16 protein-coding genes and 1 pseudogene are annotated in these 20573 nt (G+C 62.4%); 5 read left to right on the top strand and 12 right to left on the bottom strand.

Going from position 1 to position 20573, the window contains the following annotated elements:
* Positions 1 to 161: 161 nt before the first annotated feature.
* From QOS90_RS10095 to QOS90_RS10060, 8 genes are all read right to left on the bottom strand, one after another.
* Positions 162 to 2120 (bottom strand): DNA topoisomerase III, encoded by a 1959-nt coding sequence (locus QOS90_RS10095; protein WP_027592745.1) that lies wholly within the window; start codon positions 2118 to 2120, stop codon positions 162 to 164.
* 167 nt (positions 2121 to 2287) lie between these two features.
* Positions 2288 to 2716, bottom strand: a complete 429-nt coding sequence (locus tag QOS90_RS10090) for a GNAT family N-acetyltransferase (protein ID WP_027592744.1) — start codon at positions 2714 to 2716, stop codon at positions 2288 to 2290.
* Positions 2709 to 3875 carry a ribosomal protein uL16 3-hydroxylase gene (locus tag QOS90_RS10085; protein ID WP_027592743.1) on the bottom strand — a complete coding sequence of 389 codons (1167 nt, stop codon included), beginning with the start codon at positions 3873 to 3875 and terminating at the stop codon, positions 2709 to 2711. Before QOS90_RS10085 ends, QOS90_RS10090 begins: the two co-directional genes overlap by 8 nt.
* Positions 3876 to 3956: 81 nt before the next feature.
* Complete coding sequence (gene purB, locus QOS90_RS10080; RefSeq protein ID WP_085272998.1) at positions 3957 to 5327, bottom strand: adenylosuccinate lyase; 1371 nt, start codon at positions 5325 to 5327, stop codon at positions 3957 to 3959.
* A 236-nt stretch (positions 5328 to 5563) separates the two neighbouring features.
* A complete protein-coding gene (gene hflD / locus QOS90_RS10075) occupies positions 5564 to 6190 on the bottom strand; it encodes a high frequency lysogenization protein HflD (RefSeq protein WP_027592741.1) in 627 nt (208 codons plus the stop codon).
* Positions 6187 to 7311: a tRNA 2-thiouridine(34) synthase MnmA gene (mnmA, locus tag QOS90_RS10070; protein WP_027592740.1), complete on the bottom strand. Its 1125-nt coding sequence runs from the start codon at positions 7309 to 7311 to the stop codon at positions 6187 to 6189. The genes hflD and mnmA overlap by 4 nt, the downstream gene beginning before the upstream one ends.
* Before the next feature lie 59 nt (positions 7312 to 7370).
* Positions 7371 to 7811, bottom strand: coding sequence for an NUDIX hydrolase (locus QOS90_RS10065; protein WP_027592739.1), 441 nt, complete (start codon positions 7809 to 7811; stop codon positions 7371 to 7373).
* Between the two features lie 200 nt (positions 7812 to 8011).
* The gene (locus tag QOS90_RS10060; protein ID WP_027592738.1) at positions 8012 to 10237 is read right to left on the bottom strand and encodes an NADP-dependent isocitrate dehydrogenase; all 2226 of its coding nucleotides are present in this window, start codon (positions 10235 to 10237) and stop codon (positions 8012 to 8014) included.
* A 414-nt stretch (positions 10238 to 10651) separates the two neighbouring features.
* Here QOS90_RS10060 and icd point away from each other — a divergent pair, with 414 nt between their 5' ends.
* Positions 10652 to 11908 carry an NADP-dependent isocitrate dehydrogenase gene (gene icd, locus QOS90_RS10055; protein WP_027592737.1) on the top strand — a complete coding sequence of 419 codons (1257 nt, stop codon included), beginning with the start codon at positions 10652 to 10654 and terminating at the stop codon, positions 11906 to 11908.
* 71 nt (positions 11909 to 11979) lie between these two features.
* On the opposite strand, the pseudogene cspD reads toward icd, so the two are convergent.
* Positions 11980 to 12238 (bottom strand): annotated as a pseudogene (gene cspD / locus QOS90_RS10050) (cold shock domain-containing protein CspD); the annotation flags it as partial.
* A gap of 230 nt (positions 12239 to 12468) precedes the next feature.
* Here cspD and clpS point away from each other — a divergent pair.
* Both clpS and clpA read left to right on the top strand, forming a co-directional pair.
* Positions 12469 to 12831 carry an ATP-dependent Clp protease adapter ClpS gene (gene clpS, locus QOS90_RS10045; RefSeq protein WP_003251220.1) on the top strand — a complete coding sequence of 121 codons (363 nt, stop codon included), beginning with the start codon at positions 12469 to 12471 and terminating at the stop codon, positions 12829 to 12831.
* Between the two features lie 30 nt (positions 12832 to 12861).
* Positions 12862 to 15132 (top strand): ATP-dependent Clp protease ATP-binding subunit ClpA, encoded by a 2271-nt coding sequence (clpA, locus tag QOS90_RS10040; protein ID WP_027592735.1) that lies wholly within the window; start codon positions 12862 to 12864, stop codon positions 15130 to 15132.
* A gap of 169 nt (positions 15133 to 15301) precedes the next feature.
* Here the strand turns inward: clpA and infA are convergent, their stop codons facing one another.
* The 3 genes from infA to aat all read right to left on the bottom strand — a co-directional run bounded on the left by infA (position 15302) and on the right by aat (position 17067).
* Positions 15302 to 15520, bottom strand: a complete 219-nt coding sequence (infA, locus tag QOS90_RS10035; protein ID WP_002553999.1) for a translation initiation factor IF-1 — start codon at positions 15518 to 15520, stop codon at positions 15302 to 15304.
* A gap of 102 nt (positions 15521 to 15622) precedes the next feature.
* Positions 15623 to 16330 (bottom strand): arginyltransferase, encoded by a 708-nt coding sequence (locus tag QOS90_RS10030; protein WP_027592734.1) that lies wholly within the window; start codon positions 16328 to 16330, stop codon positions 15623 to 15625.
* 56 nt (positions 16331 to 16386) lie between these two features.
* Complete coding sequence (aat, locus tag QOS90_RS10025; RefSeq protein WP_085272999.1) at positions 16387 to 17067, bottom strand: leucyl/phenylalanyl-tRNA--protein transferase; 681 nt, start codon at positions 17065 to 17067, stop codon at positions 16387 to 16389.
* A gap of 403 nt (positions 17068 to 17470) precedes the next feature.
* Between aat and QOS90_RS10020 the strand changes: the two genes are divergently transcribed.
* Both QOS90_RS10020 and lolA read left to right on the top strand, forming a co-directional pair.
* The gene (locus QOS90_RS10020; protein ID WP_172960345.1) at positions 17471 to 19882 is read left to right on the top strand and encodes a DNA translocase FtsK; all 2412 of its coding nucleotides are present in this window, start codon (positions 17471 to 17473) and stop codon (positions 19880 to 19882) included.
* 61 nt (positions 19883 to 19943) lie between these two features.
* On the top strand, positions 19944 to 20567 hold the full coding sequence (lolA, locus tag QOS90_RS10015; RefSeq protein ID WP_027592731.1) for an outer membrane lipoprotein periplasmic chaperone LolA: 624 nt from the start codon (positions 19944 to 19946) through the stop codon (positions 20565 to 20567).
* The last annotated feature ends 6 nt before the right edge of the window (positions 20568 to 20573 follow it).

Here is a 20573-nt window from a genome sequence, read left to right as displayed (position 1 = left end):
GGTGCCTCATGAAAATTATTGTGATTATTTTCATGAAAATTTAGCAGGTAAATTTCACGGCGCCAGTGCGTTGGTCGGGTTTTATGGTTTACCTGTGTTTTGGTGGTGCCTGTGCTGGTCCTTTCGCGGGCAAGCCCGCTCCTACAGATACAGCGCAGGCTTCAGGTCGCTGCCTTTTTACGAGGCTGCCTTGGCTTGCCTGCGGTCGGTTTGCTTCCAGTGGCTTTACTTTTGCCGCCGCCCCGGCGCTTCTTTTTCCAAGGTGGCGCGGCGCCGGCCGCTGGCGCGGTAATGGTCATGCGCATGCCGCTGCAGCGCTCGACCAGCTTGCCCATCCAGGCCGACTGCCGGGCGACGAACTCTTCCAGGCTCATTTCGCCGCTCTGCACCATGTCCAGGGCCTGCTCCCAGATGGCCGTGGTCCCAGGGTCGGCAATGGCCCTGGGTACGGCGTCGATGAGGCTGAAGGCTGCGGGCGTCGCGGACAAAGCCTTGCCGTTCTTGACCAGATAACCACGGTCGAGCAAGCCCTGGATGATGCTGGCCCGTGTCGCTTCGGTGCCGATGCCGGTGGTTTCCTTGAGCTTCTGCTTCAACCGCGGGTCATCTACCAGTTTGGCGACGTTTTTCATGGCCTTGATCAGGTCGCCTTCGGTAAAGGGCTTGGGTGGCTGGGTCCACATGTCCTTGAGTTGCAGCCCTTGAACGTTGCAGTCCTGGCCTTCGCGCAGGGCTGGCAGAACCTGGGCCGGCGGCGCCTCGCGGCCTTTGGCCGGGGCCAGCGCCTCGGGCAAGGCACGGCGCCAGCCAGGCTCGACGATTTGCTTACCCACGGCACGCAAGGCATGGCCTGCACAGTCGAAATCGGCCTGGGTGCGGTCGTACTCGTGGTTGGGCAGGAACTGCGCCAGGTAACGGGCACGGATGAGGGTATAGACCGCCTTGTACTTGGCGGGCAGGCGCGAGGGGTCGCTGGCCGCGGCAGTGGGGATGATGCCGTGGTGGGCACTGACCTTGGCGTCATTCCAGGCGCGGGAGCGCCGCTGGGGCTCCAGGTGAGCCTGCAGCGGCGCTAGGCTGCCATCGGCGCGCTGCAGGGCGGCAAGGATGGCGGGGGCCTCGGCGTGCTGGCTCAGCGGCAGGTAACCACAGTCGCTGCGCGGGTACGTGATCAGTTTGTGGGTTTCGTACAGGGCCTGGGCGATGTCGAGGGTTTCCTGGGCGCCGAAGCCGAACTTCTTTGAGCACAGCTCCTGCAGGGTGCCCAGGTCGAAGGGCAGGGGGGCGGCTTCGCGTACGCGTTCAGTCGCCACCTTGGCCACGCGGGCAGTGCCCGCATTGCCCATGTCGGCGGCAGCCTGTTGCGCCAGCGCCTGGTTGAGGCACCGGCCCTGGTCGTCACAGGCATCTTCCGGGGCCCGCCACTGGGCATTGAAGCCCTGGCCAGCCTGTTCGAGTTGCACGTCGATGGCCCAGAACGGTACCGGGACGAAGTCGGCGATGCTCCGATCACGGTCCACCACCAGGCGCAGCGTCGGGGTCTGTACCCGGCCAACCGGCAGTACGCCCTGGTAGCCGGATTGGCGCCCGAGCAAGGTGAACAGCCGGCTCATGTTCATGCCGATCAGCCAGTCGGCGCGGGAGCGGCCCAGCGCCGAGTGATAAAGGCTGAAGGTTTCCTGGCCCGGCAGCAGGCGTGCCAGGGCCTTGCGGATGGAGGCGTCATCAAGGGCCGACAGCCACAGGCGCTGGATCGGCCCGCGGTAACGGCAGTGCTCGACCAGTTCGCGGGCGATCATTTCGCCTTCGCGGTCGGCGTCGGTGGCGATGACCAGCTCGCGCGCCTCACCTAGCAGGCGTTTGACAGCCTTGAACTGGCTGGCGGTCTTAGGCTTGACCAGCATCTTCCATTTTTCGGGAATGATCGGCAGGTCGGCGAGGTTCCAGCGCTTGTAGCGTTCGTCATAACTGTCGGGCGGGGCGGTTTCGAGCAGGTGGCCGATGCACCAGGTGACGCAGACGTCGGTGCCTTGCCAGCAGCCGTCGGCCTTGCGGTTGGCGCCGAGCACTTTGGCGATGTCTTTTGCCTGGGAGGGTTTTTCGCAGAGGAACAGGCGCATGGCCGAGCACGCTTCATCGGGGGTGATGGGCAGTAGGATGCGCAAGCAGGGGCGCAGAGGCAAGTTTTATCTGGATGGATGTACAGGTTTTTTTCAGGGGAAGTGTCTTCAGCCTGTGCCGGCCTCTTCGCGGGCTTGCCCGCGAAGAGGCCAGTGCAGGTGAAAGATCAGGCGCGCGAGTCGCGCACCATGTCTACATGCGGGATGCCGGCTTCAAGGAACTCTTCGCTGACTACGCGAAAGCCCAAGCGCTCGTAGAACGGCGTGGCGTGTACCTGGGCACTGAGCATCTGCTGCTTCAGGTCGCTGTTCTGGGCCTCGACGATGACCGCATTCATCAGTGCATCGCCAACCTTCAGGCCGCGCCAGTCCTTGAGTACCGAGACCCGGCCAATGGTGCCGTCAGGCAGCAGGCGGGCGGTACCGATCGGGTAGTCACCCTCCAGGGCCAGGAAGTGCACCGCGGTCGGATCGTCCGAATCCCACTCAAGCTCCGGTGGTACGTGCTGTTCGGCAATGAACACCGCCTCACGGATGCGGCGGATGTCGGCGTTGTCCTTATGCCAGTCGGCGAGGCGCACACGAATCTTATTCATTGGCGAATCCCAGGCTTCCTTGTTTGATCAGCTGCTGTACCAGCATAAGGCCATCTTCATCCTGCAGCCACTCTGCAAGGTTTTCGATGTGTAACGCATCGGCAGCACAGACCAGCTTCAGCAGCTCACGCAGTTTGGCCGGCAATGGGCAGCTGCGGCCGCTGGCGAACAGCATCAGGTCGTCGTTGAGCTCGGACCAGGCCATGCGCGCGCTTGGGTTGCGGATCAGGATGGCGCCATCTTCCAGCGCTTCGATCAGTTGCTCCTCAGTGAGCTCTTCACCCACGACCTGCTCCGGGTAGCGCGGCTCGGTCATGAACTGGCCGAACCAGGTCAGCAGCAGGTCTTTGTCACCCATGTGCTTGTCGAGCAGGCCTTTGAGGCGGTCGAGGGCGTCGTGCTGGATCTGGTGCGGGTCGCTGACCGGCTGGGCGTCGGCGTCGCTGTAGCGCTCTTCGTCCGGCAGGAACTGGCCGAGGAAGTCGGTGAAGTGGGTCAGCACTTCGGCAGCGCTTGGCGCGCGGAAGCCGACCGAGTAGGTCAGGCAGTCGTCTTCGGCTACGCCGTAGTGGGCCAGTCGCGGCGGCAGGTAGAGCATGTCGCCAGGTTCCAGGGTCCACTCACCGCTCTGTTCGAAGTCGGCGAGGATGCGCAGGTCGGCGTGCTCGATCAGCGGGCTGTCGCTGTTGCACATCTGGCCGATCTTCCAGTTGCGCTTGCCGTGGCCTTGCAGCAGGAACACGTCGTAGTTGTCGAAGTGCGGGCCGACGCTGCCACCCGGGGCGGCGAAGCTGACCATCACGTCGTCGATGCGCCAGCTGGGCAGGAAGCGGAATTCTTCCAGCAGTTCGGCCACTTCCGGGACGAACTGGTCCACCGCCTGTACCAGCAAGGTCCAGTCACGCTCGGGCAGGGTGGCGAAGACTTCTTCTTCGAACGGGCCGCGGCGCAGCTCCCACGGGCGCTCGCCGTGTTCGAGCACCAGGCGCGATTCGACTTCTTCTTCAAGCGCCAGGCCGGCCAGTTCGTCGGGCTCGATCGGGCTGATGAAGTCGGGGAAGGCCTGGCGTACCAGCAGGGGCTTCTTCTGCCAGTAGTCGCGCATGAATTCGCGGGCCGAGATGCCGCCCAGCAGCTGCAGTGGAGTATCAGGATTCATGTTCAACCTATTGAAAAAACGTAATTTTCGTACGGGAATAAAAACGCCCGGCTAAGCCGGGCGTTGAACGCGTCGGTCAGCTTAGATGCGTTTGGCCTGCGCTGCCGCGTTACCGATGTAAGTGGCAGGGGTCAGCTGCTTGAGCTCGGCCTTGGCGTCGGCTGGCATGTCCAGGCCGTCGATGAAGGTCAGCAGCGCCTCAGGGGTGATGCCCTTGCCACGGGTCAGCTCTTTGAGCTTCTCGTACGGGTTCTCGATGTTGAAGCGGCGCATGACCGTCTGGATAGGCTCGGCCAGGACTTCCCAGCAGGCGTCCAGGTCGGCGGCGATACGTGCGGTGTTGACTTCCAGCTTGCCGATGCCCTTCAGGCTGGCTTCGTAGGCGATGACGCTGTGAGCGAAGCCCACGCCCAGGTTGCGCAGCACGGTGGAGTCGGTCAGGTCGCGCTGCCAGCGCGAGATCGGCAGCTTGCTGGCCAGGTGCTGGAACAGCGCATTGGCGATACCCAGGTTGCCCTCGGAGTTCTCGAAGTCGATCGGGTTGACCTTGTGCGGCATGGTCGACGAGCCGATTTCACCGGCGACGGTCTTCTGCTTGAAGTAGCCCAGGGAAATGTAGCCCCAGACGTCGCGGTCGAAGTCGATGAGGATGGTGTTGAAGCGGGCGATCGCGTCGAACAGCTCGGCGATGTAGTCGTGCGGCTCGATCTGCGTGGTGTACGGGTTGAACTGCAGGCCCAGCTCGTCTTCGATGAAGGCGCGGGCGTTGGATTCCCAGTCGATCTGCGAATAGGCCGACAGGTGGGCGTTGTAGTTGCCCACGGCGCCGTTGATCTTGCCCAGCAGCGGCACGGCGGCTACCTGGGCGATCTGGCGCTCCAGGCGGTACACGACGTTGGCCAGCTCTTTACCCAGGGTGGTCGGCGAAGCCGGTTGGCCGTGGGTGCGCGACAGCATCGGCACGTCGGCCAAGGCGTGGGCCTGGGCGCGGATCGCGTCGGCGATCTGGCGCATCAGCGGCAGCAGCACGTCGTCGCGGCCAGCGCGCAGCATCAGGGCGTGGGACAGGTTGTTGATGTCCTCGCTGGTGCAGGCGAAGTGGATGAACTCGCTAACCTTGGCCAGCTCAGGCAGTTGGGCAGCCTGCTCTTTGAGCAGGTACTCGATGGCCTTGACGTCGTGGTTGGTGGTGCGCTCGATTTCCTTGACGCGTTCGGCGTGCTCGAGCTTGAAGTCGGTGGCCAGGGTGTCCAGCAGGGCGTTGGCTTCGGCGGAGAACGCCGGCACTTCGCCGATCTGCGGGTGGGCGGCCAGGCGCTGCAACCAGCGCACTTCGACCAGGGCGCGGAAACGGATCAGGCCGTATTCGCTGAAAATGGGGCGCAAGGCCTGGGTTTTGCCGGCATAACGGCCGTCTACAGGGGAAACCGCAGTGAGCGAGGAAAGCTGCATGGGGTGTTCTCGGACAGTCAGGCTTTTGGAAGGGCGCATATCATACATGAAAAAAGCGCCCGGGTCGGGTGGCTGACCAAAGGTCGGGCCTATAAAAACATCTCGCAGTGCCTTTGTGGGAGCGGCCTTGTGTCGCGAAAGGGTTGCGCAGCAGCCCCGGCAATCTTTGAGAGGCTGGGGCTGCTGTGCAGCCCATTCGCAGCACAAGGCTGCTCCTACAAGGGTCGGCGTTGCCTTCAGGAAGGCGTACGCATCATGTCGTACAGTTCGTTCAGCAGCTTGCGACGGCTGAACACCAGCTGCCAGCGATGGCCACCCAGCTGGCGCCACAGGCGCGCGGCGCGGATGCCGGCCAGCAGCAGGGCGCGGATTTTGGAGGCATTGCTGGCCTGCTGCAGGAAGCGCATGTCGCCGTGTACCTGGATACGCTGGCGCAAGGTGCTCAGGGTGTCCTGGTACAAGGCGCCACTGGAGGCGATGACGTTTTCATGAACCAGGCCGAAATGGTCGGCCTGTGACTGGATCTGCGGCAGGCGGTTGCCGATGGTGTCGAGCAGGTCGCCGCGCTTGGCCAGTTGGCGTTCCAGGCCCAACATGGACAGGGCATAGCGCAGGGGCTCGCGCTGCAGGCTGCTGGGGTCGCGCTCCAGGGCGCCGACCAGGGCGCGGTAGCCGTCCCGCAGGTTGAGGTCGTCACCGCCGAACACCTCCAGGGTGTCCTTGGGGTCGCGCACCAGCAGGCTACCCAGCATGCAGCCGATGTTGGCCTCGCTGGCCTGGCCGGTGCGGGCGATGCGGTCGACCAGCACGGCGGCCTGGAACACGCCGCCCAGGGCAATCAATTGCTCCTGCAGGTTGCTCATGCGCGCGGGCTCCAGGGCTCGGCAGTCTCGATCACGCCGCCGCCCAGGCACACTTCACCGTCATAGAACACCACCGACTGGCCTGGGGTGACCGCGCGTTGCGGTTCGTCGAACACGGCGCGGTAACCGCTCTCGGTCAGTTCCAGGGTGCAGTGCTGGTCGCTCTGGCGGTAGCGCACTTTGGCCGTGAGCTTGCGCGGGCTGCTGAGGTCGATCGGGTTGACCCAGTAGATTTCCGAGGCGAGCAGGGCGCGGGAGAACAGCCAAGGGTGTTCATTGCCCTGGCCGACCACCAGCACATTACGGGCCAGGTCCTTGTGCAGCACGTACCACGGCTCGTCGCCAGCGTCCTTCAGGCCGCCGATACCCAGGCCCTGGCGCTGGCCGATGGTGTGGTACATCAGGCCATGGTGGCGGCCGATGACTTCGCCGTCGGTGGTCTGGATTTCACCGGGCTGGGCTGGCAGGTACTGCTTGAGGAAGTCGCTGAAACGGCGCTCGCCGATGAAGCAGATACCGGTGGAGTCTTTCTTCTTGGCGGTGGCCAGGCCATGCTTTTCGGCAATGGCGCGCACCTCTGGCTTTTCCAGTTCGCCGACCGGGAACAGGGTGCGGGCGATTTCTTTGCCGCCAACCGCATGCAGGAAGTAGCTCTGGTCCTTGTTCGGGTCGAGCCCCTTGAGCAGCTCGGTGAGCGCGCCGGTGTCGCGACGGCGCACGTAGTGGCCGGTGGCGATCAGGTCGGCGCCCAGCGACAGGGCGTAGTCGAGGAACGCTTTGAACTTGATTTCGCGGTTGCAGAGGATGTCCGGGTTGGGCGTGCGGCCGGCTTTGTACTCTTCGAGGAAGTGCTCGAAGACGTGGTCCCAGTACTCGGCGGCGAAGTTGGCGGTGTGCAGCTTGATGCCGATGCGGTCGCACACGGCCTGGGCGTCGGCCAGGTCTTCGCGGGCCGTGCAGTATTCGGTGCCGTCGTCCTCTTCCCAGTTCTTCATGAACAGCCCTTCCACCTGGTAGCCCTGCTCCATGAGCAGAAGGGCGGAGACGGAGGAGTCCACGCCGCCGGACATGCCGACGATGACGCGGGTCTTGGCGGGGTCTTTGAGTGCTGGGCTGGTCATGGCTACCGATGTGTATCAGAGGGGAAAAACGCCGATTCTATCAAACCCGAGGCTGCACGTCAGTCGCGCAGCAGCGTGAGGCTGTGCAGCGGGCCGGCGAGGTAGTCGTCGAGGCAGCGCGGCACCAGCTCGCTGCGCCAGCGGGTGGGGTCGGCCAGCAGCTCGTCGCGGGTCAGCCAGACGGCGCGGACGATGTCGCTGTCCAGTGCCAGGTCGGCATGGTGGCGCACGGGGCGGGCGGCGAAGCAGATGCGCTGATAAGTCACGCCATTGCTGGGGGCGGTGTACAGGTAGATGCCGACCACGCCGGTCAGTTCGACTTCCCAGGCGGTTTCTTCGAGGGTTTCGCGCAGGGCGGCCTGGGGCAGGGTTTCGTTGGGTTCGAGGTGGCCGGCGGGTTGGTTGAAGACGTGCTGGCCGGCTTTGAATTCTTCGACGAACAGGAATTTACCTTCGTGCTCGACGAGGGTGGCGACGGTGATGTGGGGTTGCCAGGTCATTGAAGTGTCCTTGTCGATTGCCGGGACCGCGTTGCGGTCCATCGCCGGCAAGCCAGCTCCCACAGGTGATGCATACATCTCAGGGTATGCACATTGCCTGTGGTGGCTTGCCGGCGATGGGCTGCAAAGCAGCCCCCAAGATCCAGAAAGCACAAACCCCGGTGCGTGGCCGGGGTTTGTGGGGTTACTTCAAGCGGACCTTACAGGGCGGCAATGGCGCTGTTGAAGGTCTGGCTTGGGCGCATCACCTTGGCAGTCAGCTCGGCATTCGGGGCGTAGTAGCCACCGATGTCGGCCGGCTTGCCTTGAACGGCGTTGAGCTCGGCGACGATGGTCGCTTCGTTCTCGGCCAGGGCTTTTGCCAGCGGTGCGAAGCGCGCCTGCAGGGCGGCGTCGTCAGCCTGAGCAGCCAGGGCCTCGGCCCAGTACAGGGTCAGGTAGAAGTGGCTGCCGCGGTTGTCGATACCACCGACTTTGCGCGAAGGCGACTTGTTGGTGTCGAGGAACTTGCCGGTGGCCTGGTCCAGGGTGTTGGCCAGGACTTTGGCGCGCGGGTTGTCGTAGGTGTTGCCCAGGTGCTCCAGGGAAGCGGCCAGGGCCAGGAATTCACCCAGCGAGTCCCAACGCAGGAAGTTCTCTTCAACCAGCTGCTGCACGTGCTTCGGTGCCGAACCGCCAGCGCCGGTTTCGAACAGGCCACCGCCGTTCATCAGCGGGACGATCGACAGCATCTTGGCGCTGGTGCCCAGCTCCATGATCGGGAACAGGTCGGTCAGGTAGTCGCGCAGCACGTTGCCGGTCACCGAGATGGTGTCCTTGCCTTCGCGGATGCGAGCCAGGGAGAACTTGATGGCATCGACCGGTGCCAGGACACGGATGTCCAGGCCAGCGGTGTCGTGATCCTTCAGGTACTTCTGGACTTTCTCGATCATCACGCCGTCGTGGGCGCGAGCCGGGTCCAGCCAGAACACCGCCGGGGTGTTGCTCAGGCGGGCACGGTTGACGGCCAGCTTGACCCAGTCTTGGATCGGCGCGTCTTTGGTCTGGCACATGCGGAAGATGTCACCGGCTTCGACGTTCTGCTGCAGCACGACCTGGCCTTTGCCATCGACCACACGAACCACGCCATCGGCCTGGATCTGGAAGGTCTTGTCGTGGGAGCCGTACTCTTCGGCTTTCTGCGCCATCAGGCCAACGTTCGGTACGCTGCCCATGGTGGTCGGGTCGAAGGCACCGTTGACTTTGCAGTCTTCGATGGTGGCCTGATAGATGCCGGCGTAGCAGCGGTCCGGGATGATCGCCTTGGCGTCTTGCAGCTCGCCGGCGGTGTTCCACATCTTGCCCGAGTCACGGATCATGGCCGGCATCGAGGCGTCGACGATGACGTCGCTCGGTACGTGCAGGTTGGTGATGCCTTTGTCGGAGTTGACCATGGCCAGGGCCGGGCGAACGGCGTACAGAGCCTGGATGTCGGCTTCGATCTCGGCCTGCTTGTCAGCTGGCAGGTCCTTGATGCGGGCGTACAGGTCGCCGATGCCGTTGTTGGCGTTGAAGCCTACTTCAGCCAGTGCAGCGGCGTGCTTGGCCAGCACGTCGTTATAAAACTCTTCGACGATGACGCCGAACATGATCGGGTCGGAGACCTTCATCATGGTGGCTTTCAGGTGCACCGACAGCAGCACGCCGGAGGCCTTGGCATCGGCGATCTGCTCGGCGATGAAGGCTTTCAGGGCTTTGCGGCTCATGGTCGCGCAGTCGACGATTTCGGCAGCCTTGACCGCGGTCTTGGCTTTCAGGACGGTGGTGGTGCCGTCTTTGGCGACCAGCTCGATGCGCAGGCTGTCGTCAGCCTCGATCAGGGCGGCCTTTTCGCTGCCGTAGAAGTCGCCTTGGGTCATGTGGGCAACGTGCGACTGCGAGTCGGCAGCCCAGGCGCCCATCTTGTGCGGGTGCTTGCGTGCGTAGTTCTTGACCGACAGCGGCGCGCGGCGGTCAGAGTTGCCTTCGCGCAGTACCGGGTTAACGGCGCTGCCTTTGATGCGGTCGTAACGGGCGCGAGATTCTTTTTCGGCCTCGGTGGACGGCTCATCGGCGTAGTCAGGGATGTTGAAGCCCTTGCCTTGCAGTTCCTTGATCGCGGCCTTGAGCTGCGGTACCGAGGCGCTGATGTTCGGCAGCTTGATGATGTTCGCTTCAGGCGTAGTAGCCAGTTGGCCCAGTTCCGCCAGGTGATCGCCTACTTGCTTCTCGGCGCCCAGTTGCTCCGGGAATGCCGCGAGGATACGGCCGGCCAGGGAGATGTCGCGAGTTTCGACGGCGATGTCAGCGGAAGCGGTGAACGCTTCGACGATCGGCAGCAGCGAGTAGGTGGCGAGGGCGGGGGCTTCGTCGGTGAAGGTATAGATGATCTTGGAACGGGTGGGCATGCGGGTTAACTCTCTATGTGCTGAGCGTACTCGAGTCTCGAGGTGCGCAGGGTAGGCGCTTCGCCCTGGCGACGCCATGAGCGGAAAGTCGAGAGGCTGCGAGCGGTGATGGTGGATGCATCAGTCGAGCGTCAAGTGCTGAGCTGCGGTAACAGCCCAGGCTTTGTGGCCGTTCTTGGCCAAGGGCGAGCCGCATTTTCCTAGGGATCGCCCCAATGACCCTTCGGTCGCGGCGGAGTATATCAAACCCTTTGGGCTAATCAGCAAGGCCAAGTGACATCGGCGCCATTTATAAGACCAAAGACGTAGGGGCAATGTGGCGCGATGTCGCAGCCCTTGCAGGTCAGCAGATGTGGTTTAGGCTCATTGGATTGCAGGATGTCCAATCACACCCGAAAGCGGAGTAGTGCAAGCATGGGATACCAGAAAATCAAGGTTCCGACCGACGGCACCAAGATCACCGTCAATGCAGACCATTCGCTCAATGTGCCCGATAACCCCATCATTCCTTATATCGAAGGCGATGGGATTGGCGTCGATGTCTCGCCGGTGATGATCAAGGTCGTGGACGCCGCCGTGCAGAAGGCCTACGGCGGCAAGCGCAAGATTGCCTGGATGGAGGTGTACGCGGGCGAGAAGGCCACCCAGGTCTATGACCAGGACACCTGGCTGCCGCAGGAAACCCTCGATGCGGTGCGCGAGTACGTGGTGTCGATCAAGGGCCCGCTGACCACGCCGGTTGGGGGCGGTATCCGCTCGCTGAACGTGGCGTTGCGCCAGCAGCTTGACCTGTACGTGTGCCTGCGCCCGGTGGTGTGGTTCCAGGGCGTGCCGAGCCCGGTGAAAAAACCGGGCGATGTCGACATGGTGATCTTCCGCGAAAACTCCGAAGACATCTACGCCGGCATCGAATGGAAAGCCGGCTCGCCTGAGGCGAACAAGGTGATCAAGTTCCTCAAGGAGGAAATGGGCGTCACCAAGATCCGTTTCGACCAGGACTGCGGTATCGGCGTCAAACCGGTTTCCCGCGAGGGTACCAAGCGCTTGGTGCGCAAGGCTCTGCAATACGTGGTGGACAACGACCGCGAGTCGCTGACCCTGGTGCACAAGGGCAACATCATGAAGTTCACCGAAGGGGCCTTCAAGGATTGGGGCTACGAGGTGGCCCGCGACGAGTTTGCTGCCGAGCTGCTCGACGGCGGCCCCTGGATGACGTTCAAAAACCCCAAGACTGGGCGTGAGGTCATCGTCAAGGATGCCATCGCCGACGCCATGCTCCAGCAGATCCTGCTGCGCCCAGCTGAATACGACGTGATCGCCACCCTCAACCTCAATGGCGACTACCTGTCCGACGCCCTGGCGGCAGAGGTGGGTGGTATTGGCATTGCGCCGGGTGCCAACCTGTCGGATACCGTGGCCATGTTCGAGGCCACCCACGGCACCGCGCCCAAGTACGCCGGGCAGGACAAGGTCAACCCGGGGTCAGTGATTCTGTCTGCAGAGATGATGCTGCGCCACATGGGCTGGACCGAGGCGGCCGACCTGATCATCAAGGGCACCAATGGCGCGATTGCCGCCAAGACCGTGACCTATGACTTCGAACGCCTGATGGACGGGGCGACGTTGGTGGGCAGCTCGGGCTTTGGCGATGAGATGATCAAGCATATGTGAGGCAAGAGAAAACCGGTCGCCTGGCTAAAGAGGCGACCGGTTTTTTCGTATACCCACACGGAGCAGTGGTCAGGCTCTGGCGGTTTCGCTTGCGGTCTGGCCTTGGGCCTTGGCAGCCGCAGCGGCAGCGGCGTCCTTTATGTTGACCGCGTGCAGGCCTTTGGGGCCCTGGATGATGTCGAACTCCACGGACTGGCCAGCCTTCAGCGTCTTGTATCCGTCCATCTGGATGGCCGAGTAATGAGCGAAAAGGTCATCGGATTTACCTTCCTCGTTGATGAATCCGTAGCCCTTGGCATTGTTGAACCACTTGACTTTACCGCTTGCCATCCCTATGTCCCTCTGCAAAGGACTCCATCACTGGAGTATCATCCACTTCATCCGCATACGAACCATGCGAAAAATCTGGTTGACTGCGCGGATCTTTATCGACCACGGTGGGTTCTTATTGGTTGTAACACCGTTTTGCCGATAGTCAAGGTCATGCGGCGCGTGCGCCGGAGGCTGACTTTGCGCTCAACCCACAACTTTAACCTGTCGATCATGATGAAATTCTTTCCATGCATGCACCTAGTGAGATTCGACTAACATTCAATCAGGATCGCCCGCAATCGAATGAGGACGACGGCTCAGGTCTTGCTGTCCAGGAAGCCAAGCCGATCCTGCAGGCGCCACCGATGTACAAGGTGGTTTTGTTCAACGATGACTACACACCAATGGATTTCGTCGTCGAAGTGCTCGAGACGTTCTTCAGTCTGAACCGCGAGCTGGCGACCAAGATCATGCTGACCGTCCATACCGAGGGGCGGGCAGTGTGCGGATTGTTTACCCGTGACATCGCCGAAACAAAGGCCATGCAGGTCAACCAATACGCCAGGGAAAGCCAGCATCCGCTACTCTGTGAAATCGAGAAGGACGGTTAATCGCCGACCACTTGGGTATGAGGTGAAGCTATGTTAAACCGCGAGCTCGAAGTCACCCTCAATCTGGCCTTCAAGGAGGCTCGTTCGAAGCGTCATGAGTTCATGACCGTCGAACATCTGCTGCTGGCACTCCTTGACAATGAGGCTGCTGCGACCGTTCTGCGCGCCTGTGGCGCCAATCTCGACAAACTCAAGCACGACCTGCAAGAGTTCATCGATTCCACCACACCCCTGATTCCGGTTAACGACGAAGACCGCGAAACCCAGCCTACCCTGGGCTTCCAGCGTGTGCTGCAGCGTGCCGTGTTCCATGTGCAGAGCTCCGGCAAGCGCGAAGTGACCGGCGCCAATGTGCTGGTGGCGATCTTCAGCGAACAGGAAAGCCAGGCCGTGTTCCTGCTCAAGCAGCAGAGCGTGGCCCGTATCGACGTGGTCAACTACATCGCTCACGGTATTTCCAAGGTGCCGGGCCATGGCCCCAACACCGAAGGCGACCAGGAGATGCAGGACGAGGACGGTGGCGAAACGTCATCGTCGAGCAACCCGCTGGATGCCTATGCCAGCAACCTGAACGAACTGGCACGTGCCGGTCGCATCGACCCGCTGGTGGGGCGTGAGCAGGAAGTCGAGCGTGTTGCGCAGATCCTGGCGCGCCGGCGCAAAAACAACCCGCTGCTGGTCGGTGAGGCCGGGGTGGGCAAGACCGCCATCGCCGAAGGCCTGGCCAAGCGTATCGTCGACGGCCAGGTGCCTGACCTGCTGGCCCAGAGCGTGGTGTATTCCCTCGACCTGGGTGCACTGCTGGCCGGTACCAAGTACCGCGGCGACTTCGAGAAGCGCTTCAAGGCGCTGCTCGGCGAACTGCGCAAACGCCCGCAGGCGATCCTGTTCATTGACGAGATCCACACCATCATCGGCGCCGGTGCGGCTTCCGGTGGGGTCATGGATGCGTCCAACCTGCTCAAGCCGCTGCTGTCGTCTGGCGACATTCGCTGCATCGGTTCGACCACCTTCCAGGAATTCCGCGGCATCTTCGAGAAGGACCGTGCCCTGGCACGGCGTTTCCAGAAGGTCGATGTCAGCGAGCCTTCGGTGGAAGACACCGTGGGGATCCTGCGCGGGCTCAAGGGCCGGTTCGAGAGCCACCACAACATCGAGTACAGCGATGAAGCCCTGCGCGCCGCTGCAGAGCTGGCCTCGCGCTACATCAACGACCGGCACATGCCGGACAAGGCCATCGACGTGATCGACGAGGCGGGTGCCTACCAGCGCCTGCAGCCTGAGGCAAACCGAGTCAAGCGTATCGAAGTGCCACAAGTCGAAGACATTGTCGCCAAGATCGCGCGGATTCCGCCGAAGCATGTCACCAGTTCCGACAAGGAGCTGCTGCGCAACCTTGAGCGTGACCTGAAGCTGACCGTGTTCGGGCAGGACGCGGCCATCGACTCGCTGGCGACGGCGATCAAGCTGTCCCGTGCGGGGCTCAAGGCGCCCGACAAGCCGGTGGGTTCGTTCCTGTTCGCCGGGCCTACCGGTGTCGGCAAGACCGAAGCGGCGCGGCAGTTGGCCAAGGCGCTGGGTGTGGAGCTGGTGCGCTTCGACATGTCTGAGTACATGGAGCGGCATACCGTTTCGCGCTTGATCGGTGCACCGCCAGGTTATGTCGGGTTCGACCAGGGTGGCCTGTTGACCGAGGCGATCACCAAGCAGCCGCATTGCGTGTTGCTACTGGACGAAATCGAGAAGGCGCACCCTGAAGTCTTCAACCTGCTGCTGCAGGTGATGGACCACGGCACGCTGACCGACAACAACGGGCGCAAGGCAGACTTCCGTAACGTGATCCTGATCATGACCACCAACGCCGGGGCCGAGACTGCGGCGCGGGCTTCGATCGGGTTTACCCATCAGGACCATGCGTCCGATGCGATGGAAGTCATTCGCAAGAGCTTCACGCCGGAGTTCCGCAACCGCCTGGACACCATCATCCAGTTTGGCCGCCTGAGCCACGAAACCATCAAGAGCATCGTCGACAAGTTCCTTATCGAACTGCAGGCGCAGCTGGAAGATAAACGTGTGCTGTTGGAGGTCAGTGATGAAGCGCGCGGCTGGCTGGCGGCGTCGGGCTACGATGTGCAGATGGGTGCACGGCCGATGGCGCGGCTGATTCAGGACAAGATCAAGCGGCCGCTGGCTGAAGAGATCCTGTTCGGTGAGCTGGCCGAGCATGGCGGCGTGGTGCACGTCGACTTGCGCGATGGCGAGTTGGTGTTCGACTTCGAGACCACGGCTGAGGTGGCGTGACAGCGGGGGCCGCTTTGCGGCCCATTCGCAGCGCAAGGCTGCTCCTACAGGGTGTCACATTCCCAGGTAGGAGCAGCCTTGCGCTGCGAATGGGCTGCAAAGCAGCCCCAGCCATTCTTGAAGGCACAAAAAAGCCCGGCACTTGGCCGGGCTTTTTCATGGCTTGGGCTTAGCGCGCACGATACGTGATGCGGCCTTTGCTCAGGTCGTAAGGTGTCAGTTCGACGCGGACCTTGTCGCCAGTGAGAATACGGATGTAGTTCTTGCGCATCTTTCCGGAGATGTGCGCGGTTACGACGTGCCCGTTTTCCAACTCCACGCGGAACATGGTGTTGGGCAGGGTGTCGACGACAGTACCTTCCATTTCGAAGCTGTCTTCTTTCGACATGCAGTTGAGCCCTCGGTGTCCAGTGTTGGCCCGACGCATAACCGCACCGGGCAAAAAAGTGGCGTGGATTATGCCGGAAAATAGTATTTCAAGCCAATGCTTTCAGTTGAGGGTGACCCAGCGCTGGTTGATCAGCAGCTCGATGGGGCGATACTGGGTCTTGTAGTTCATCTTCTTGCAGTTCTTGATCCAGTACCCGAGGTAAACCGCCTCCAGGTTCTGCCGAAGGGCTTCGGTGATCTGCCAGAGGATGGCGAAACGGCCCAGGCTGCGGCGCTCTTCGTCGGGCTCGTAGAAGGTGTAGACCGCTGACAAGCCGTTGGGCAGCAGGTCGCATACCGCCACCGCCAGCAGGCGCCCTGCCAGGCGGAACTCGTAGAACCAGCAGAAGGGCAGGTCACGTACCAGGAAGGTGGAAAACTGATCACGGCTGGGCGGGTACATGTCGCCGTCGGCATGACGGGTTTCGATGTAGCGCCGGTACAGGTCGAAATACTCTTCCTTGAACGCCGGGCGTGCGGCGGTCACGGTCAAGTCGGCGTTGCGCTTGAGAATGCGCCGTTGCTGGCGGTTGGGGATGAAGCGCGCCGCCGGAATGCGTGCTGGCACACAGGCGTTGCAGTTTTGGCAATGGGGGCGGTACAGGTGATCGCCACTGCGCCGAAAACCCATCTCCGACAGGTCGGCGTACACGTTCACGTCCATTGGCTGGCTGGGGTCGAGAAACAGCGTGGTTGCCTGCTCCTCGGGCAGGTAGCTGCAGGAGTGGGGTTGAGTGGCATAAAACTTCAACCGCGCCAACTCTGTCATGATCAACCCCTTCGGTGAGACTTTGCCTTAAGTGTAAGCCAGCTCTGAGAACTCGCCTAGGGAACCCAGGTAGCGCTGTTGGGCTGGTCGAGGTAGCGTGCCAGGTAGTCGGCAAAGTCGGCGCGGCTGATGGCGCGCGCGCCCAGGCTGTGCAGGTGGTTGGTCGGCATCTGGCAGTCGATCAGCACAAAACCGGCCTGGCGCAGGTGTGCGACCAGCGTCACGAAGCCGACCTTGGAGGCATTGTCGGCGCGGCTGAACATCGATTCGCCGAAGAACAGGCGGCCCATGGCCAGGCCGTACAGGCCGCCGACCAGCTCACCGTCCTGGCGCACCTCCACCGAGTGGGCGTAGCCGAGCCGGTGCAGCTCGCAGTAGGCCGCGCGCAGGGTGTCGGTGATCCAAGTGCCGTCGGCGTAGTCACGCGGCGCGGCGCAGGCGGCGATCACGCCGGCGAAGTCGGTGTCGAAACTGACCTGGTAGTGGCCCTGGCGCATGAACTTGGCCAGCGAGCGCGAGACGTGCAGTTCGTCTGGCAGCAGCACGGTGCGAGGGTTGGGTGACCACCAGAGGATCGGCTGGCCGTCCTGGTACCAGGGGAAGCAGCCGTGGCGATAGGCCTGCACCAGGCGCTCGGGGCTCAGGTCGCCGCCGGCGGCGAGCAAGCCGTTGGGTTCGTGCAGGGCCTTTTCCAGGGGCGGAAAGGTCAGCGAGTCGCGGGTCAGCCAGGTAAGCATGGTCTATCGTGCGGTGGGGGAGGGGAGTGGTCAGCATGGCGTGGCTGAAAAGCAGGGTCAATCACTGCGGTTCATTCGCCATACCGCAGGCAGCCCTTTAGGCATTTTCCTACACATTCATGAGGCCTCAGGCACCATCCGGGACATTTGCTGTCACACCTGTGCAAAAACACAGCATAAGCCTTTGTCACAAAAGAAAATGCATGCTCAAATTGCAGCTAAGTGAAAGCAGCCCCCTCAAGCCCATGTGCGGCGCGCCGCCATGGCGGCTGGCGGGCAGTAATGTTAAAAGTAGTGGTTCATTGGCCAAACACCGGCCGATCACTATTGGACGCGCAGCACGCGCAGGAATAGACGCGTTTTGAAGAAATCCACCGCAACTCCAGCTCCCTTGCCAGTGCCTATGTGGCGGCAGCAGCTGCACTATCGTCTCAAGGAAGGTGCGTTGATCGCTGTCGGCGCCCTGTGCCTGTACCTGTGGATGGCGCTGCTGACCTACGACACTTCCGACCCTGGCTTCAGCCACACCAGCAACATTGACCAGGTGCAAAACGCCGCCGGGCGAGCAGGGGCCTACTTCGCCGACATCCTGTTCATGGTGCTGGGCTATTTCGCCTACATCTTCCCGCTGTTGCTGGCGATCAAGACTTGGCAGATCTTCCGCGAGCGCCACCAACCCTGGGAGTGGAGCGGCTGGCTGTTCTCCTGGCGCCTGATCGGGCTGGTGTTCCTGGTGCTGTCGGGCGCAGCCCTGGCGCATATCCATTTCCACCCGCCGGCGAGCATTCCGTTCTCCGCGGGCGGTGCCCTCGGCGAAAGCCTGGGCGAACTGGCGCGCAGCCTGTTGAACGTGCAGGGCAGCACGTTGATGTTCATTGCCCTGTTCCTGTTTGGCCTGACGGTGTTCACCGACCTGTCCTGGTTCAAAGTGATGGACCTTACCGGCAAGATCACCCTCGACCTGTTCGAGCTGGTGCAAGGCGCCGCCAACCGCTGGTGGGAAGCCCGCAACGAGCGCAAGCGCCTGGAGGCGCAGTTGCGTGAGGTGGATGAACCGAGTTTCAACACCGCGCCAGCGGCTGCGCAGAAGCGCGAGCCGGTCAAACCTCAGCTGCGTGAGCGTAGCGTCGAGCGCGAAGAGGCGCCCGCCCGGCCTGCCCCAACACGCGAACCCGTGGTGGCGCGCGAGACAGTGGTGCCCCGCGAGCAACCTGCGGCGCCAGTGATCATCCCGCCAGCCCCGGCCAAGGCGCCAGAGCCGAGCAAGCGGGTGATGAAGGAAAAACAGACCCCGCTTTTCGTCGACAGCGCTGTGGAAGGCACGTTGCCGTCGATCTCCATTCTCGATCCGGCCGAGCAGAAAAAGATCGAGTACTCGCCAGAATCCCTGGCCGGTGTTGGCCAGCTGCTGGAAATCAAGCTCAAGGAATTCGGCGTGGAAGTCTCGGTGGACTCCATCCACCCAGGCCCAGTCATTACCCGCTACGAAATCCAGCCCGCGGCAGGGGTCAAGGTCAGCCGTATCGCCAACCTAGCCAAGGACCTGGCGCGCTCGCTGGCGGTGACCAGCGTGCGCGTGGTCGAGGTGATCCCGGGCAAGACCACCGTGGGTATCGAGATCCCTAACGAAAATCGGCAGATGGTGCGCTTCTCTGAAGTGCTTTCGTCGCCGCAGTTCGACGAGTCGAAGTCGCCGGTTGCGTTGGCCTTGGGCCATGACATCGGTGGCAAACCGGTGATCACCGACCTGGCCAAGATGCCGCACCTGCTGGTGGCCGGTACTACCGGTTCTGGTAAGTCGGTGGGTGTGAACGCGATGATCTTGTCGATCCTGTTCAAGTCCGGCCCGGAAGACGCGCGGCTGATCATGATCGACCCGAAGATGCTCGAACTGTCGATCTACGAAGGCATCCCGCACCTGTTGTGCCCGGTGGTCACCGACATGAAGGACGCCGCCAACGCGCTGCGCTGGAGCGTCGCCGAGATGGAGCGCCGCTACAAGCTGATGGCCGCGATGGGCGTGCGTAACCTGGGCGGCTTCAACCGCAAGATCAAGGACGCTCAGGAGGCCGGCGAGGTCATCCACGACCCGCTGTACCGTCGCGAGAGCATGGACGACGAGCCACCCGCGCTGAAGACCCTGCCGACCATCGTGGTGGTGGTCGACGAATTCGCCGACATGATGATGATCGTCGGCAAGAAGGTCGAAGAACTGATCGCCCGTATCGCCCAGAAAGCGCGGGCCGCCGGTATTCACCTGATCCTCGCCACCCAGCGCCCGTCGGTTGACGTGATCACCGGCCTGATCAAGGCCAACATCCCGACGCGCATGGCGTTCCAGGTGTCGAGCAAGATCGACTCCCGCACCATCATCGACCAGGGTGGCGCCGAGCAGTTGCTCGGTCACGGTGACATGCTGTACATGCCGCCCGGTACCAGCCTGCCGATCCGCGTGCACGGTGCGTTCGTTTCCGATGACGAAGTGCACCGCGTGGTGGAAGCCTGGAAGCTGCGTGGCGCGCCGGACTACAACGACGACATCCTCAACGGCGTCGAAGAGGCCGGCAGCGGCTTCGAAGGTGGCGGCGGTGGTGGTGACGGCGACGATTCGGAAAGCGATGCACTGTATGATGAAGCCGTGCAGTTCGTGCTCGAGAGCCGCCGTGCCTCCATTTCCGCTGTGCAGCGCAAGCTGAAGATCGGCTACAACCGTGCCGCACGCATGATCGAGGCAATGGAGATGGCCGGCGTGGTCACCCCGATGAACAGCAACGGCTCGCGGGAAGTGATAGCCCCAGGCGGCCCGCGCGATTGATGAACACCTTGCCGGGCGCCTGATCGGCGCCTGGCTCATTTACTGTCCTACGAGGATTTCCATGCGCGCGATTCGCATGCTGTTGGTTTCTGCCCTGGCCATGGGCTCTGTGTCGGCCCATGCCGGCGAGTTGGACGTGAAGCGCCTGACCCAGTTGCTGGAAAAGTCGCAGACGATCGATGCCAATTTCTCTCAGCTGACGCTGGGTGCCGACGGCACCAGCCTGCAGGAGACCAAGGGCCAGATGACCGTCAAGCGCCCGGGCCTGTTCTACTGGCACACCGATGCCCCGCAGGAGCAGGTGGTGGTGTCTGATGGCAAGATGGTCACCCTGTGGGACCCGGACCTTGAGCAGGCCACCATCAAGAAGCTTGATGTACGCCTGAACCAGACCCCGGCGCTGCTGCTGTCCGGTGACGTGTCGAAGATCAGCCAAAGCTTCGACATCGCGTCCAAGGAGCAGGGCGAAGTCATGGATTTCACCTTGAAGCCGAAAACCAAGGACACCTTGTTCGACTCCCTGCGCGTGTCGTTCCGCAAGGGCCTGATCAATGACATGCAGCTGATCGACAGCGTCGGCCAGCGGACAAACATCCTGTTCAGTGGGGTGAAGGCCAACCAGGCGGTGCCTGACAGCAAGTTCAAGTTCGATGTCCCGAAAGGCGCGGATATCATCCAGGAGTAACCGGAG

Source organism: Pseudomonas sp. LAIL14HWK12:I10, from assembly GCF_900184205.1.
Lineage (GTDB): Bacteria > Pseudomonadota > Gammaproteobacteria > Pseudomonadales > Pseudomonadaceae > Aquipseudomonas > Aquipseudomonas kermanshahensis.
Note: the sequence above shows the minus strand (reverse complement) of the source record. Positions and strands in the feature narration are given on the sequence as shown.